Raw genomic sequence first — 13700 nt, 5'->3', positions numbered from 1 at the left:
CAGCGCATCACTGAAGAAGTGCTGCGCTGCGTCCGGGGCACGAGTGTGCCTGAGAAAAGGAAAAGGCAGGGCCCTGGGAAAGCCCTGCCTGTCCGTGTCGGCCTTCCGGTTGCCAGAGGAATAAGGTGTATCCCCACCCCTCCCCGCGGCCCGTGACCAAACTGTTTGACGCCTGTGTACAGACCCCGCCGAGAACCTGGAGAAAAGCGGCGAGGCTTGCGACCGCGGTCACCATAGCAGGGCTGCGGGACACGGAAAGCGCATAGTTAATTTAACGTTAACGACGCAAAGACACCGCCCGGAGCGGCTAAAACGCCCTCGCGGCATGGACGCTGCAAATCCCCTCCTGCACAACAGCAAAGGGATCGCGGGTGCACTGAAGCGGGACAGGTTTGTCCCGCGAGGTTGCGCCCCGGGGTAAGCGTTCAATCATGAAACATCCGTCGAGCCGCGCGTTCTTCGCATATTGGGACAAGAAGCGCGGCACTGCGCGGGCCCCTGACCGGGCCGACATCGACCCGGCCGCAGTGCGCGGCCTGCTCGGCGACATCTTCGTGCTGTCCTGCGAACCAAAACTCGGCTTCCCGTTCCGCGTCGCCGGCACGCGCGTCTGCGCGCTGGCCGGGCTCGACCTCAAGGACCAGAGCTTTGCGGCGCTGTTCACCGAGGCCAGCCGCAGCGAGATCGGGGAGATCACGACTATCGTCGCCGACGAGACGCTGGGTGCGATCGCCGGCGTCACCGCCGCGCGCGAGGACGGCAGCAAGGCGCATCTGGAGCTGTTGCTGCTGCCCTTCAACGCCCGGCCGCACACGCCTGTCAGCGTCACCGGCGTGCTCGCACCGTTCGACGACGAATGCGGCGCGCTTGGCCCGTTCACCCTCACCTCCTGGCGCTATCTGCACCAGCCGGAGAAGCTGCTGCCGCGCGCGATCCGCAAATTGCAGATCGCCCGCGGGCTGATGGTGTATGAGGGGTTGCGGTAGGAGCAGCCCTCGTGTCGGGCGCGCAGTTTTTGCAAACGGCCGACCAGATTTTCAGCGCGCGAGTCGGATGGATCAGACCGCGTCCGCGCGGGCGCCCGATCCGTCATTGGAACCTTGCCTGTTGAAGTGCGTTTGTCCACTTGCCGTGGCAAGCGTGGGCGCGGCAACGCGGCTCGGCCGGTGACGATGCGTTTGCTCGCCGCCGAGCCTCCGTCGAGGGGCTACTCCCGTGATGGAGCGCGCGACAAGAGTTGGTAATCGCCTGTTAGCTGCGTTACCGCCGGCCGACTACGCTTTGCTCGCACCGCATTTACGAAAAGTACCGCTCCTGCACGACGCGGTCCTCATTCGATCGGGCGACCGGATCGACCACATTTATTTCCCCTGCAGCGGCGCGATCGCCCTCATCATGGAGTTGCCGAACGGACAGACGGCGGCAACCGCGGTGATCGGCAACGACGGCGCGGTCGGACTCATGACGGCGCTCGGCCCCGTCCGATCTCCCCTGACGGCGGTTGTCCGCGTGGCCGGGACCGCACTGCAGATCTCACCGGCGCGATTTCAAGCGACGCTCGAACGCAGTCCCGCCATCGCAAGCGCGGTTCAGATTGTCACCAGGGCGATGATGACGCAATTCCTGCACGTCGCGGCCTGCAACGCGCTGCACTCCGTCGAAGCGCGCCTCGCCCGCTGGCTGCTTCACATTCACGACCGGACGGATGGCGGTGACATCCTGCCGCTGACCCAGGAGACGCTGTCGGAATTGCTCGGCGTCCGGCGCACCACGGTCACGCACGTCGTGAGCGCACTCCGCGCATCCAGGGCCATCAAATCCAATCGGCGCGGCCAGCTCGAAATCGACAGGCAACGGCTCGAGGCCGTCGCTTGCGAGTGCTACAAGGTGATGAGCCGCAGGATCGATCGGATCGTGTCGCAGGATGCGCTAAGGCTCCTTCACGCCGCGCCGGCGCGCAATGGCTGCCCGCCTCCGGACTTCCCGTTCGCCAAGACCGACTCGTAGACCCAGGCCTCCTTGGCGAACCACTCGTGCGTCGCCGCGCACATCCGGCAATAGGTGCGCGAAAAAAAGACCGCACTGCAGCGAAACCTGTCGCCATCCATCTCGATGCCCGTCGGAATAGCGCTCCCGGTTTCCGGGCACTTGATCATCACCATACCCATCCTGATTTCCCTCCAGCTTGGCATCACCTCACGGCGAGGCCGGCCGCCATCGGCTGGACGGCGTCTTTTCTCGCGAAGACGCTCGTCCAGCCGATCCACGTGGCCGGCAGCTTCGATTCAAGCAGCCTTACGCAGTACCCGGTTGAAGCTGTTCTTGATCGGCTCGGCCGTCTCGGTCGCGACCTTCTGGGCCAGATCCCAAAGCTCCCGGTTCTGGGCGGAAGCCGCTTCAAAGGTCTTGCGACCGTGTACGGTGGAGAGGTTCACGAAGTCCGCAAACGACCTCGCATCCGCAAGCTGGGAGAAGAAATCCAGCACGGAGCTGGTATTGGCGTTGGATATTTCGATGAGCTTGGTGCCGTACTCGGCGGAACGCCTGGCACTGGTCGAACAGGCGTCGCAGAGAGCCCCGGTGATCTCTTCGGACGTCACCTTCACCTGCTCGAAATTGGCCTTGGCCCGTGTCGCGGCCGGCGCCGCGAGATCGCCGAAGATCGCCTGGATGTTGAAAAACGGCATGTCGAACTTGAGCTTTGTATTTCCGTTCGCCGTCCCATTCAGCGGAGCGGCATTCGTTTCGGCTTTCATATCGGCATCACTCACGGGCATTCATCCTTTCAAGCGAAACTAGATGATGGATTGAAGACTCCCCGACGCGTCCGGATGGGACGCCACTTCCTCAACTTTCACGATGGTGGGATGCTGCTGCGGATATTGCGCTCTCGCCCCCTGCCGGAGCCAACTATGCCCTACGAAAGTCGACGCTTCGGTTCGCTTTCGGACTCTCGATTTGAATTAATTCGAATATTGCGACGAAGCGGCGCAGCGAGAATGCTGCGTCTTTAAAGTTGTTGCAATTGCATGCGCCAACTTCAGATCAGCGCCGGCGAGCTATTCAGAGGCGTCGATCCCCGGAGCCGTTTGAGCCGGAATGTTCTGCCGCCTGCGCAGCCGGCAAGTCGGCCTGCAACGGACCCTGTGCGACAAATTTGACCGGTCGTACGCGGGCCGATCGTGTATGAAGGGCTGCGGTAGATTTCGTTTCGACGTGAGCGAGCGCCGCGATCTCGATGCAGCCTCTCTCACCTGGACGAACCAGCCATGCCCGACCTCAGCAGTTTCGGCACGCTCGAGCTCCGCTTCCTGCACAGCAAGGACGACACCGGCGGCAGCGTCGATATCTTCGAAATGACGTTGCAGCCGAATGCGCGGATGCCGATCCCGCACTATCACGACCGCTGGGACGAAACGATCTACGGGCTGTCCGGCGTCTCGACCTGGACGATCGACGGCCAGCAGACCGATCTTGGCCCCGGAGCCTCAGTCTTCATCAAGCGCGGCATCGTGCACGGCTTTACCAACCGTTCGACGGGGCCTGCGACATGCCTGTGCATCCTGAGCCCCGGGGTGCTGGGACCGCAATATTTCACCGAGATGGCAGCGCTCCTGTCGGCCGGCGCGCCACCCGATCCCGTGAAGATGAAAGAGACGATGCTGCGCTACGGACTGGTGCCCGCGCCGGCTGCGTGAGGCAAGCTCGCCGGCGGATGGAAATGACCGGCCATCATGCGATCTCGTCGGTCCAGACCTTGAAGCTGGCCAGCTCGTTCGGGCCGAAAGTCTGCGTGATCGGAACGTCGCAGGCATCGCGCCCCTGAGCGATCAGGATGCGGCCCTGCCGCGGCACGTTGTTGCGCGGGTCGAAAGTGTGCCAGCGGCCGCCGATGAAGGCCTCGAACCAGCCGGCGAAATCGCCCACCGCCCAAGGCTGCGGCGTGCCGACGTCGCTCAGATAGCCGGTGCAATACCGTGCCGGAATGTTCATGCAGCGGCAGAACGCAATGGCGAGGTGGGCATAGTCGCGGCAGACGCCCTTGCCCTCCTGGTATGCCTCCCACGCCGTCTTGGTGGCGCGCGCATGCTCGTAGCCGAAAGCGATGTGACGGTGAACGAAATCGCAGATCGCCTGCACCCGCGCCCACCCCGGAGGCGTCTTCTCGAACAGCTTCCAGGCGATCTCCGAAAGCCGGTCGGTCTCGCAGTAGCGGCTGCCGAGCAGATAAATCAGCGTATCGGAAGGCAGCTCTTCGATCCTGTGCTGAACCGCCGACGCAACCACCGGATCCGGCAGGCCGCTGTCGCGAACCACGCCATCGGCGGCAAGGCGCATGCGGCCGGCCGGCGCGACCATGCGGCTGCACCAATTGCCGAACATGTCCCGATAGGGTGTGATCTCGACCGCAGGCGTGGTGGTCAGGAAGTCCGGCACGATGACATCGGAGGCACGCGTGAAATGCGTGCCCAGCACCATGATCATCGGCGTTGGCTGCGGGAAATCGTAGAGCATTTCGAATCCGACACGGAACTTCATTCGAAATGCCCTTTCGGCTGGATGTCAGCCCGAAATGGCTACGAAACCATGGATTACAAGGCGCGCGGCCCGACTTAAGCGTGCCTGGCGCCGTTTGTGCGCTGTAAATCGTACGCATAAGGCGATCGCTTTCGCTGCTTCACCGCCGCCGTCTTCGCGACTAGACTTGCTTCCGTGATAGAACTGACCTGCGGGGAGAGCATGCTGACCGGAAGTTGCCTGTGCGGCGCCGTTGCGTATGAAGTGGATGCGGAGCCCGCGCCCTTCGTGCATTGCCATTGCCAGACCTGCCGCAAGACGCACGGCTCGGCATTTTCCAGCGTGATGCCGGTGCCGCGCGCGGCGTTCCGGTGGGTGCGCGGCGACGAGCTGCTCGCCGCGTTCGAGTCCTCACCCGGCAAATTCCGCCGCTTCTGCACCCGCTGCGGCTCRCACATCATGGCGGAACGGATCGCGCAGCCGAACGTGCTGTTGCGCATGGGATGCCTGGATACGCCGGTCGCGGGCCCCGCGCGCGCTCACATCTGGCGCTCGGACGCGGCAAGCTGGTACGACCCCAAGGACGCGACGCCGGAACTGCCGGAAGCGGCCACAAGCCCTCCTCCGGCGCGATAGAGCCCCTCGCGCGACACGCCGCCTGCGCTATCGGGCCGGACATCGCGTGGCGATCCCCGGCCCGTGCTGTCAATCGCTCACGGCATCGCCAGATGCCAGGCGCCGTTGAGAAAACCGTCGCCGGTGATGTCGCCCGGCTTGGTGTCCTTGGCGAAGGTATAGAGCGGCTTGCCCTTGTAGGCCCATTGCCTGGAGCCATCGTCGCGCGTGATGATGGTGTAGCCGTCGCCGGCGGCATCGCCGGCCTCGGCCTTCAGCACCGGCCAGTTCGTCGCACAAGGACCGTTGCAGGCCGACTTGCCGTCCGCGTCCTTGTCGAAGGTGTAGAGCGTCATGCCCTTGGCGTCGGTGAGCACGTTGCCCTTGTCGGTCTTGCCGGTTTTCGTCGGCGGCGCGGCGAAGGCGGCGGGAATGATTGCGAGCGACACGGCGAGCGTGAGCGCGAGGCGGATCGGGGATGTCGTCATGGTCTCTCCTGTCATGCAATTGGCTTGCATGGGTAGGACGCCGCGCGAGCCGTCGTATTCCTCTGCGCGCGGCAAAGAAATTTTTCGCTGCACGCATCATTGCGCCGGAATAAACTGGAATGAGTGAGACGGACCGACATGAGCAAGCCGCATTGGCATCCCGCGCACATCACCGATCTGCCCGCGATCGGCGCGATCGCGGCGCGCATCCATCCCGATCTGCCTGAACGCCCCGAGGTGTTCGCGGAGAAGATGCGGCTCTATCCCGATGGCTGCCGCGTGCTCATCGCGGACGAGGAGATCGCCGGCTACGGACTTTCGCATCCCTGGCGTCGGCACCGGATTCCGCCGCTCGATGGATTCCTCGAACGCCTGCCCGATGACGCGGACTGCCTCTATGTGCACGACGTCGCCGTGCTGCCGGATCATCGTGGCGGCGCAGCGCGTGCTTATGTCGCGAAGATGGAGGAACTTGCGCGCGCGTCGGGCATCGCCGCTCTCGCGCTGGTCTCGGTCTACGCCACGCGGCCRCTGTGGGAACGTTTCGGCTTTCGGCCCGTCACGGCGGATGCGGAGCTGCGCGCAAAGCTCGCAGGCTACGGCGAAAGCGCGACCTACATGCTCCGCGACCTCGCCGCGACGTGACGCGCCTTAGCTCAGCCCCGATGCTTCTTCTTTGTCTTCTTTCCGGGCGCGCCCTTCACAGGCCACGCAGTGACCGCAGGCGGCTGTCCGGCGTGGCCGGGCTTGTTCTTATGCTTCTTTTTCTTCCCGAAAGCAGGAGCATCGTCGAATTTCGGCCCGCGCTCGCCGAAAGCCTTGCTGCGCGGCTTGAATCCCGCCTCGCGCGGGCGATCGTCGCGACGTTCACGATGATCGCTGTCGCCGCTCTCGCGCCGAGGCGGCTTTGACCGCTCTTCCGAAGGCGCTTGCCGCTGCGGCGCATCCGCCATCGGTTCGAGGCGGATATTGTCTTCCTTGTCCGGACGCTTGATCTTGGCCGCGAAGGAGTCCGCGACGCGCTCGGAAATTTCGAACTCGGTCGTCGTATCCATGATCTTGATGGCGCCGATGTCGCCCTTGTCGATGCCGCCACGACGGCAGATCATCGGCAAGAGCCAGCGTGCTTCCGCGTTCTTTCTTCGTCCGATATTGGCGCGGAACCAGACGCTGCCCTCCGCCATGCCGTGCTTCGACGACGATTTCCCCGATTTGGGTCGCCGTTCGGGGCGATCATCGCCGCCCGGTGCCCGGACATTGTCGCGACCGCGATCCTCGCGCGGCCGGCCAGTTCGCTCGCCGGGATCGATGATGTCTTCGGGCGACGGCAGCCGCGCGCGATAGAGCCGCGCCAGCGCGGCGGCAATATCTTCAGCCGAGCGCTCGGCCAACAACGCCTGCGCCAGCGCCAGATCGTCGGGCGTCGTCTCCTCGGTGAACAGCACGTCCTTCATGCGCTCGTGATCGAGCTTGCGGATCTCGTCCGCCTGCGGCGCCGTTCCCCAGACCGCATCGATGCCTGAGAGATTGAGCAGCAGCTCAGCACGCCGCCGCCGTGCGGGCGGCACCAGCAGGACGCTCGTCCCCTTTCGGCCCGCACGTCCGGTACGGCCCGAGCGATGCTGCATGACTTCGGCGTCGTTGGGCAGGTCGGCCTGAATGACGAGGTCGAGGCTCGGCAGGTCGATGCCGCGGGCGGCGACGTCGGTCGCCACGCAGACGCGGGCGCGCCCATCCCGCAGCGACTGGAGCGCCAAGGTGCGCTCGTTCTGCGTCAATTCGCCTGATAGCGCGACGACGGAGAAGCCGCGCTCCAGCAGCGCCGCCTGCAAATGCCGGACGGCATCGCGCGTGCTGCAGAACACCAGGGCGCTCGGCGCCTCGAAGAAGCGCAACACGTTGACGACCGCGTGCTCGACATCGGCGGGGGCAATCCGGATCGCGCGATACTCGATATCGGCGTGACCGCCCTCGTCGCCCGCGACCTCGATCCGGAACGCCTGCTGCTGATACTGCTTGGCCAGCGCGACGATGCCGCGCGGAAACGTCGCCGAGAACAACAGGGTGCGGCGGGTCTCCGGCGTGGTCTCGAGGATGAACTCCATGTCCTCGCGAAAGCCGAGATTGAGCATCTCGTCGGCCTCGTCGAGGACGACGGCCTTCAATTCGGAGATGTCGAGGCGGCCCCGGCGCAAATGATCGCACAGCCGGCCGGGCGTGCCGACGACGATGTGCGCGCCGGCGGCCAGCTCGCGCTGCTCGCGCCGCGGATCCATGCCGCCGACGCAGGAGACGACGCGCCCGTCTGCGTGCTCGTACAGCCAGGCCAGTTCTCGCTGAACCTGCAAGGCAAGCTCGCGGGTCGGCGCCACGATCAGGGCGAGCGGCGCGCCCGCCCGCTCGAACCGCTCGATGCCATCAAGCAGATCCTTGGCCAGGGCCAGTCCGTAAGCGAGGGTCTTGCCGGAGCCGGTCTGGGCCGAAACCAGGAGGTCGCGGCCCGCGGCCTCCTCGGTGAGCACGGCGAGCTGAACGGGGGTCGGACGGTCGTAGTTGCGCTCGGCCAAAGCTCGGGCGAGCGGCGCACTCATGGTCGGGAATGACACGGGATAAACCTTGGTTGGTCCAGGCGCGGAACGTCGAGCCGCGCGACCTGAAGCTGCGTGCTCGGCAAATGGTCCGGCCGCACGCGTGGTGATTTGATTTGGACGCTCTTTACGCCAAGCGCGGGCAAATCACCATGCCTATGACGCATGGCTTTGGCGACATCGCGAATAAGCTTACCGGCCGCTCGACCCACTACATCCAGCGTTTCCGGGCCGTTTTGCTGCATATAGTGAGCTTTTGCCCCAAAGCAGCTGATTTTCGCGACCACCTCGCTTAAATTGTGCGCGATTGGACGTGCCGGGAATGCGCGCATGACCTCTTTCGTCAAACGCACCTGCGGCGATTGCACGCTCTGCTGCAAGGTGATGGCCATCGAGGCGCTGGCCAAGCCCGCGAATGCCTGGTGCCGGCATTGCAAGCCCGGCCGCGGCTGCGCCATCTACGCCGAGCGGCCGGCCGAATGTGAGAGCTTCGCCTGCTTGTGGCTGGTCAACGATCTCCTCGACGAGCGCTGGAAGCCAAGCCGGTCGAAGCTGGTCCTGACCACGTCGGAGGATGGCATCGAAGTCCGATGCGACCCGGGCTTTCCCGACGCCTGGCGCAAGCAGCCCTTCGCCGACGACATCCGCGCATGGGCCGCCGAAGGGGAGACCTGCGACATGACGGTGGTCGTGATCGTCGGCCAGCGCGTGGTCCTCGTCACGCCGGATCGCGAATTCGATCTCGGTGTCGTGGGGCCGGACGATCGGATCGTACGGGAGCTGGAGGGCACGAAGGTGGTGGGGGCGGCGGTGGTGAAGGAGAGCGAGATCAGTCGTGGCGAGTGGTGAACGCCCTACCGGCCGATGCTAGATATTTCCGGTGACCTGGCCGAGTTGAGTTCAGGCGAAGCAGCATGGGAGCGCAACGATGAGATTGGCAGTCATTTCCGATATCCACGGCAACCTTGCTGCCTTGGAGGCCGTGCTGGCCGACATCAAGACGCGTGGCGTCGATCGTACGGTCAACCTCGGCGATTGCGTCACCAGCCCGTTGTGGCCGCGGGAAACGTTCGAAGCACTCCAGTCGCTGTCGTTGCCGACTGTGCGCGGAAACCATGATCGCTGGATCGAAGAGTTTCCAGACGACAAGCTCTCGCCGGCAGGTCTGTTTGCGCGCAACGCGTTGACGGCGGAGCAGCGTCTCGCACTCCACGCTTTGCCGTCCCGAATGCGGCTGGACGACGGGATCCTGGCCTGCCATGGCACACCCGAAGACGACACGACGTGCCTGCTGGAAGAATCGCTCGACGACGGCCGCTTTGTGCCGGCCCGCCGCGAAGTCCTGGCAACGCGTCTCAAGAGTGAGCCAACGGCCCGCGTGGTGCTGTGTGGTCATAGCCACCGCCAGGCGGTCATTCAGGGCCCCGGCGAGTGTCTGGTTCTCAATCCGGGGAGCGTTGGCTGCCCGGTGTTCGCGGACATTCCCTTTGCGGCAAACCTGGAATACCGCTCGCCTCACGCTCGGTACGCGATCATCACCAAGAGAAGAAGGGGCTGGCAGGCCGAACTTCTGGCCCTCGAATACGACTGGGAGGCCGCCTCGGCGCGTGCACTCGCCAACAACCGCCCTCAATGGGCACAGGCCATGTTGTCTGGATACGTCAAATAGAAACTGGCTGTGATCTCCGAAGACATCCGCAGGGCAAGATCGACCTTTGAACGAATACGGCCTTGTCGTGCCCGCCACTCGACCCCAAATCGTGCTTCACGAGAGAGCAACGGGTGGAACATGGCCGACAGCATATCGCTTAACGACAAGCTCGCGACCTTTCAGGACTATTGGTCGCCGCGCACGATCACGACCTTCAACGATTGCGACGTGATGGTGGTGAAGTTGAAGGGAGAGTTCACCTGGCACAAGCACGACGACACCGACGATTTCTTTCTGGTCCTCAAAGGCCGTCTGGACATCGAATTGCGGGACCGCACGGTGACGCTCGGTCCGGGCGAACTCTACGTGGTGCCCAAAGGTGTCGAGCATCGCCCGGTGGCACGCGAGGAGGTTCACCTGATGCTGATCGAGCCGACCGGCACACCGAACACGGGCGACAAGGCAACCGCCGCGCCGCGCAAGCTGGCATAGCGGGCAACGCGCCTGGCGCGGCCTTAATCCCTGGAGGTCGCCAGTTTGCCGAAGCTGCCGACCAGCCTGGCTCTTGCGCGCGCAACAGTGTCCTTGGCCGCGCGCGCCAGAGCCCGGATGGCGCGCCAGGCTTCGGTCGCCTGCAGCCACGCCTTCGCGGCCGCGTATTTTCCATAACTCCAGGCAAAAGCGGGAATTCGCATCAGCTTGTCGCGCGTGAGATGAAACAGGCGCTCGACCAGCACCAGCTTGAGCAATTCGCCGACAATGAAAGTCAGGGCACCGCTCAGGACCTGACCGGTTGCGGCGAGGTACGCGGCAACCGGCTTGACCGGCTCCAGAATAATGACGGGCACGGAGAACAAGGCGAGCGACGGATAAGGCGGCAGCGATTTGATCCAGGCGCGCAATTGCCTGAATTCGAAGTACCGCCCGATCCAGCGCGAAATCGGCCTCGCCACGGCCATGAAGACCGCATCCACCAGGAAGTAGATCGCAGCCAGGACGTAAGTGACAGGTTTCAGGATTCGCTTCACGGCACCTCTCCCGCGAAGTGAAAGCCGGAACTTGGGCTTAAGTTTCACCTCCGCGCGAATAGTTCGGGGATATCAGATGGAACTTTTGGGGTACCAGGTCAGATCTCCGCGTACACCTCCAATAGATTGCCGTCGGGGTCGCGGAAGAACAGCGTCCGATGTCCAAAGGACAGGTTCGTCGGCGGCGACAGCAGCTCAACGCCCTGCCGAACCAGCTCGTCGGCGCATTGGTCGACCTCGGCCGCGGACACCCTGAAGGCCAGTTGCAGCGATGCAGTGCCGGGCGGGACCGGCGCATCCGCCGCGGTTCGGCTCGGCCTTGCCAGGGCCAGCGTGTTGCCGCCCAGGCCATACTCGATCCAGTTCGGCGAGAGCTCGCGCAGCAGCGGAAATGCGAGGGTGTCCTCGTAGAAGCGGCGCATCGCGGCCATGTCGCGCACGAAGATGACGGTGTAGTCGATCGCGCGAATGGCATGGAAGGGGGAGCGGGTACGCCGGTTTGGTTCGGGTGTCTGTTCGTTTGTCATCTCGGCTTCATTCCAAACTCCGGCACGTAGCCCGCATGAGCGAAGCGATATGCGGGAAAGCCTCGTCAACAAAGGTCCCGGATGTCGCTGCGCTCATCCGGGCTACGGATCTTCACTCCACCAGCTCCGGCCACGGCACGATCGTGGACTTCACCGTCTTCATCGCCATCGCATCCTTCACCGCCTGCGCGACGCCCTCTTCCGTGAACGGATAGATCGTCTGCATCTTCAGCCACGGATATTTGCCCGCCGTACGGTAGAGCATGTCGACGCCGAGCGGCAGATCGTTGGCGGTAAAGCCCCAGGAGCCGAGCACGTTGAGGTCCTTGGTGCAGATGCGGTGCCACGACGTGTCGATCGAGCCGGCGTCGGTGAACTGGCCCATCTCGACATAGGTGCCGCCGTCGCGCAGCATCTCGATGCCTTCGGGGCCGGCTGAGGGGTGTCCGGAGCAATCCATCACGAGATCGGCGCCGAAGCCACCGACGATCTCGCGCACGCGCGCGATGCGATCTTGCGGTGATTTCAGTTCCTCGATATTCACCGTCGCCTCCGCGCCGAACGCGCGCGCGAGCTTGAGCCGCGGCTCCTCCGGCGCGCCGACGCAGATGACGCGCCCGGCCCCCATCTCCAGCGCGGCCGCGACCGCCAGGATGCCGATCGGGCCGGAGCCCTGGATCACCACCGTGTCGCCCCAGGAAAAACCGCCGGCGCGGCTCGCGCGGTTGAAGGCGCGGATGCAGGACGTCAACGGCTCCGACAGCGCGCCCAGCCGCAACGACATGTCGTCGGGCAGCTTGTAGATCTTGGTGCCCGGAAGCATGTCGAGATCGACATAGACATATTCGGCCCAGCCGCCCCACATGTGAGGCGCCTTGTCGAAGCCGAGATAGCGGCCGTAATAAACCGGCGTCAGGCACTTGTTGGCGGTCTGCGGGTAATGGATGCAGTAATAGCAGCGGCCGCACGGCATCAGCGGCGGGATCATCACCTTCGAGCCGACGGTCAGCGGCTTGCTCATGAAGTCCTCGGAAAACTCCTCGCCGCATTCGACGATGATGCCGCCGAGCTCGTGGCCCAGCGTGAACGGCCAGGGCAGCGGCTTCGGCCAGTGGCCTTTGAGGATGTGCAGGTCGGTGCCGCAAACGCCGCAGGCGCCGATCTTGATCAGCGCGGCCTTGCGGCCGACCTTCGGCCACGGCACGGTGCGGATGACAGGCTCCGAGCCCGGTCCTGCGTGAGTGCAGACGCGGATGTGCTCCATGGTGTGTCCTCGCTGCCCGTCTGTTATGATTGGTGGTGCGGGCGTGGGGCGAAGCGTATGTGAGATGCGCGGTCGTGCCAAGGTGCAGGCTCGTAGCCCGCATGAAGCGAAGCGATATGCGGGAGCAGTGGCCCCGGATATCGCTTCGCTCATCCGGGCTACGAGGACAACGCCGATGCTGCGTGACTATCAGCCAGTGGATGCGGAAGCGATCAGGCGCGTCGCGCTGGCGGCCTTCGCGCAATTTGAGCAGGACTTTTCCGACTGGCCGTTGTTTACCACCAATGTCGCGAAGATGCCGGAGCTTGCCAAGACCGGCGAGATCATCGTTGCCGAAGATAGCGACCAGATCGTCGGCGCCGTGGCCTATATCGGTCCGCAAGCCCCGAAGCCGGCGTTCTTCGATCCGGCCTGGCCGGTCATCCGCATGCTGGTGGTCGATCCGGCCGCGCGCGGCAAGGGCATCGGCCGGCAATTGACCGAAGAATGCCTGCGCCGCGCCGAGCGCGACCAGGCGCCGGTGATCGCGCTGCACACGACGCCGATCATGACGGTCGCGCTGCCGATGTATCTGCGGATGGGATTTGCCAGGGTTCGCGAGGCGCCGGACATTCTTGGCGTGCCGTATGCGGTCTACGTGAAGTCRCTGGGGTAGGTGCAGGTTCGTAGCCCGCAACCTTGTAGCCCGCATGAGCGAAGCGACATGCGGGAAGACGCTTGCCCCGGATATCGCTTCGCTCATCCGGGCTACAGGACACACACCCAAGTGTCTTGAGCGCCCACCGGCGAACGTGTAGGGACGACTCAAGTCCCACCCAGGTGATCGCTTGAACCCCCTTCCCCAAAATCCCGTGGTCGCGTCCGGCTCGTTCGCGGCAATGAAGTCGGTGCCGTACCGGCTCCAGTTCACCGCCTACGTGCTGGCGATGATGGCGGACAATATCGAGCATGTGATCAGCTATTGGGTGGTGTTCCAGAAATTCCATTCGCCGACGCTGGGGGGCTTTGCCGTGCTGTCGCA

General features: G+C 64.3%; 17 protein-coding genes and 1 pseudogene. 10 read left to right on the top strand and 8 right to left on the bottom strand.

Going from position 1 to position 13700, the window contains the following annotated elements; all coding sequences use genetic code 11:
• Positions 1 to 431: 431 nt before the first annotated feature.
• Together AC1D00_RS07100 and AC1D00_RS07095 are read left to right on the top strand one after the other, a co-directional pair.
• The gene (locus AC1D00_RS07100) at positions 432 to 986 is read left to right on the top strand and encodes a PAS domain-containing protein (RefSeq protein ID WP_477010167.1); all 555 of its coding nucleotides are present in this window, start codon (positions 432 to 434) and stop codon (positions 984 to 986) included.
• A gap of 229 nt (positions 987 to 1215) precedes the next feature.
• On the top strand, positions 1216 to 2007 hold the full coding sequence (locus tag AC1D00_RS07095) for a Crp/Fnr family transcriptional regulator (protein WP_025575713.1): 792 nt from the start codon (positions 1216 to 1218) through the stop codon (positions 2005 to 2007).
• Between the two features lie 278 nt (positions 2008 to 2285).
• Here AC1D00_RS07095 and AC1D00_RS07090 read toward each other — a convergent pair whose 3' ends face one another.
• Positions 2286 to 2777, bottom strand: a complete 492-nt coding sequence (locus tag AC1D00_RS07090; RefSeq protein ID WP_404557761.1) for a phasin — start codon at positions 2775 to 2777, stop codon at positions 2286 to 2288.
• A 492-nt stretch (positions 2778 to 3269) separates the two neighbouring features.
• On the opposite strand from AC1D00_RS07090, the gene AC1D00_RS07085 reads away from it, so the two are divergent.
• Positions 3270 to 3698 carry a cupin domain-containing protein gene (locus AC1D00_RS07085; RefSeq protein WP_477010166.1) on the top strand — a complete coding sequence of 143 codons (429 nt, stop codon included), beginning with the start codon at positions 3270 to 3272 and terminating at the stop codon, positions 3696 to 3698.
• Positions 3699 to 3732: 34 nt separating this feature from the next.
• Here AC1D00_RS07085 and AC1D00_RS07080 read toward each other — a convergent pair whose 3' ends face one another.
• Positions 3733 to 4539: a transglutaminase-like domain-containing protein gene (locus AC1D00_RS07080; protein ID WP_025575718.1), complete on the bottom strand. Its 807-nt coding sequence runs from the start codon at positions 4537 to 4539 to the stop codon at positions 3733 to 3735.
• A gap of 201 nt (positions 4540 to 4740) precedes the next feature.
• Here AC1D00_RS07080 and AC1D00_RS07075 point away from each other — a divergent pair, with 201 nt between their 5' ends.
• The gene (locus AC1D00_RS07075) at positions 4741 to 5154 is read left to right on the top strand and encodes a GFA family protein (RefSeq protein WP_027547073.1); all 414 of its coding nucleotides are present in this window, start codon (positions 4741 to 4743) and stop codon (positions 5152 to 5154) included.
• 77 nt (positions 5155 to 5231) lie between these two features.
• Here AC1D00_RS07075 and AC1D00_RS07070 read toward each other — a convergent pair whose 3' ends face one another.
• Complete coding sequence (locus AC1D00_RS07070; protein ID WP_025575721.1) at positions 5232 to 5621, bottom strand: COG4315 family predicted lipoprotein; 390 nt, start codon at positions 5619 to 5621, stop codon at positions 5232 to 5234.
• Positions 5622 to 5759: 138 nt separating this feature from the next.
• On the opposite strand from AC1D00_RS07070, the gene AC1D00_RS07065 reads away from it, so the two are divergent.
• Positions 5760 to 6266, top strand: coding sequence for a GNAT family N-acetyltransferase (locus AC1D00_RS07065; protein WP_404557762.1), 507 nt, complete (start codon positions 5760 to 5762; stop codon positions 6264 to 6266).
• Between the two features lie 11 nt (positions 6267 to 6277).
• Here the strand turns inward: AC1D00_RS07065 and AC1D00_RS07060 are convergent, their stop codons facing one another.
• Positions 6278 to 8212, bottom strand: coding sequence for a DEAD/DEAH box helicase (locus AC1D00_RS07060; protein ID WP_477010168.1), 1935 nt, complete (start codon positions 8210 to 8212; stop codon positions 6278 to 6280).
• Positions 8209 to 8601, bottom strand: a complete 393-nt coding sequence (locus AC1D00_RS07055) for a hypothetical protein (protein ID WP_167770711.1) — start codon at positions 8599 to 8601, stop codon at positions 8209 to 8211. Before AC1D00_RS07055 ends, AC1D00_RS07060 begins: the two co-directional genes overlap by 4 nt.
• Here AC1D00_RS07055 and AC1D00_RS07050 point away from each other — a divergent pair.
• The 3 genes from AC1D00_RS07050 to AC1D00_RS07040 all read left to right on the top strand — a co-directional run bounded on the left by AC1D00_RS07050 (position 8594) and on the right by AC1D00_RS07040 (position 10352).
• On the top strand, positions 8594 to 9058 hold the full coding sequence (locus AC1D00_RS07050) for a hypothetical protein (protein WP_235885582.1): 465 nt from the start codon (positions 8594 to 8596) through the stop codon (positions 9056 to 9058). The two genes, AC1D00_RS07055 and AC1D00_RS07050, sit on opposite strands and share 8 nt — an antisense overlap.
• A 79-nt stretch (positions 9059 to 9137) precedes the next feature.
• Entirely contained in the window at positions 9138 to 9878 is a 741-nt protein-coding gene (locus AC1D00_RS07045) for a metallophosphoesterase family protein (protein ID WP_477010165.1), read from the top strand.
• A 120-nt stretch (positions 9879 to 9998) separates the two neighbouring features.
• Positions 9999 to 10352: a cupin domain-containing protein gene (locus AC1D00_RS07040; RefSeq protein WP_477010164.1), complete on the top strand. Its 354-nt coding sequence runs from the start codon at positions 9999 to 10001 to the stop codon at positions 10350 to 10352.
• Between the two features lie 23 nt (positions 10353 to 10375).
• Here the strand turns inward: AC1D00_RS07040 and AC1D00_RS07035 are convergent, their stop codons facing one another.
• From AC1D00_RS07035 to AC1D00_RS07025, 3 genes are all read right to left on the bottom strand, one after another.
• A complete protein-coding gene (locus AC1D00_RS07035) occupies positions 10376 to 10888 on the bottom strand; it encodes a hypothetical protein (RefSeq protein WP_477010163.1) in 513 nt (170 codons plus the stop codon).
• A gap of 98 nt (positions 10889 to 10986) precedes the next feature.
• Positions 10987 to 11415, bottom strand: coding sequence for a VOC family protein (locus tag AC1D00_RS07030; RefSeq protein WP_477010162.1), 429 nt, complete (start codon positions 11413 to 11415; stop codon positions 10987 to 10989).
• Between the two features lie 112 nt (positions 11416 to 11527).
• Positions 11528 to 12679 carry a zinc-binding dehydrogenase gene (locus tag AC1D00_RS07025; RefSeq protein ID WP_477010161.1) on the bottom strand — a complete coding sequence of 384 codons (1152 nt, stop codon included), beginning with the start codon at positions 12677 to 12679 and terminating at the stop codon, positions 11528 to 11530.
• 175 nt (positions 12680 to 12854) lie between these two features.
• Between AC1D00_RS07025 and AC1D00_RS07020 the strand changes: the two genes are divergently transcribed.
• Both AC1D00_RS07020 and AC1D00_RS07015 read left to right on the top strand, forming a co-directional pair.
• Positions 12855 to 13334 (top strand): GNAT family N-acetyltransferase, encoded by a 480-nt coding sequence (locus tag AC1D00_RS07020; protein WP_477010160.1) that lies wholly within the window; start codon positions 12855 to 12857, stop codon positions 13332 to 13334.
• A 223-nt stretch (positions 13335 to 13557) separates the two neighbouring features.
• Positions 13558 to 13700 (top strand): annotated as a pseudogene (locus tag AC1D00_RS07015) (MFS transporter); the annotation flags it as partial.

The sequence above is a fragment of the Bradyrhizobium sp. P2_E8 genome (assembly GCF_056403875.1).
Note: the sequence above shows the minus strand (reverse complement) of the source record. Positions and strands in the feature narration are given on the sequence as shown.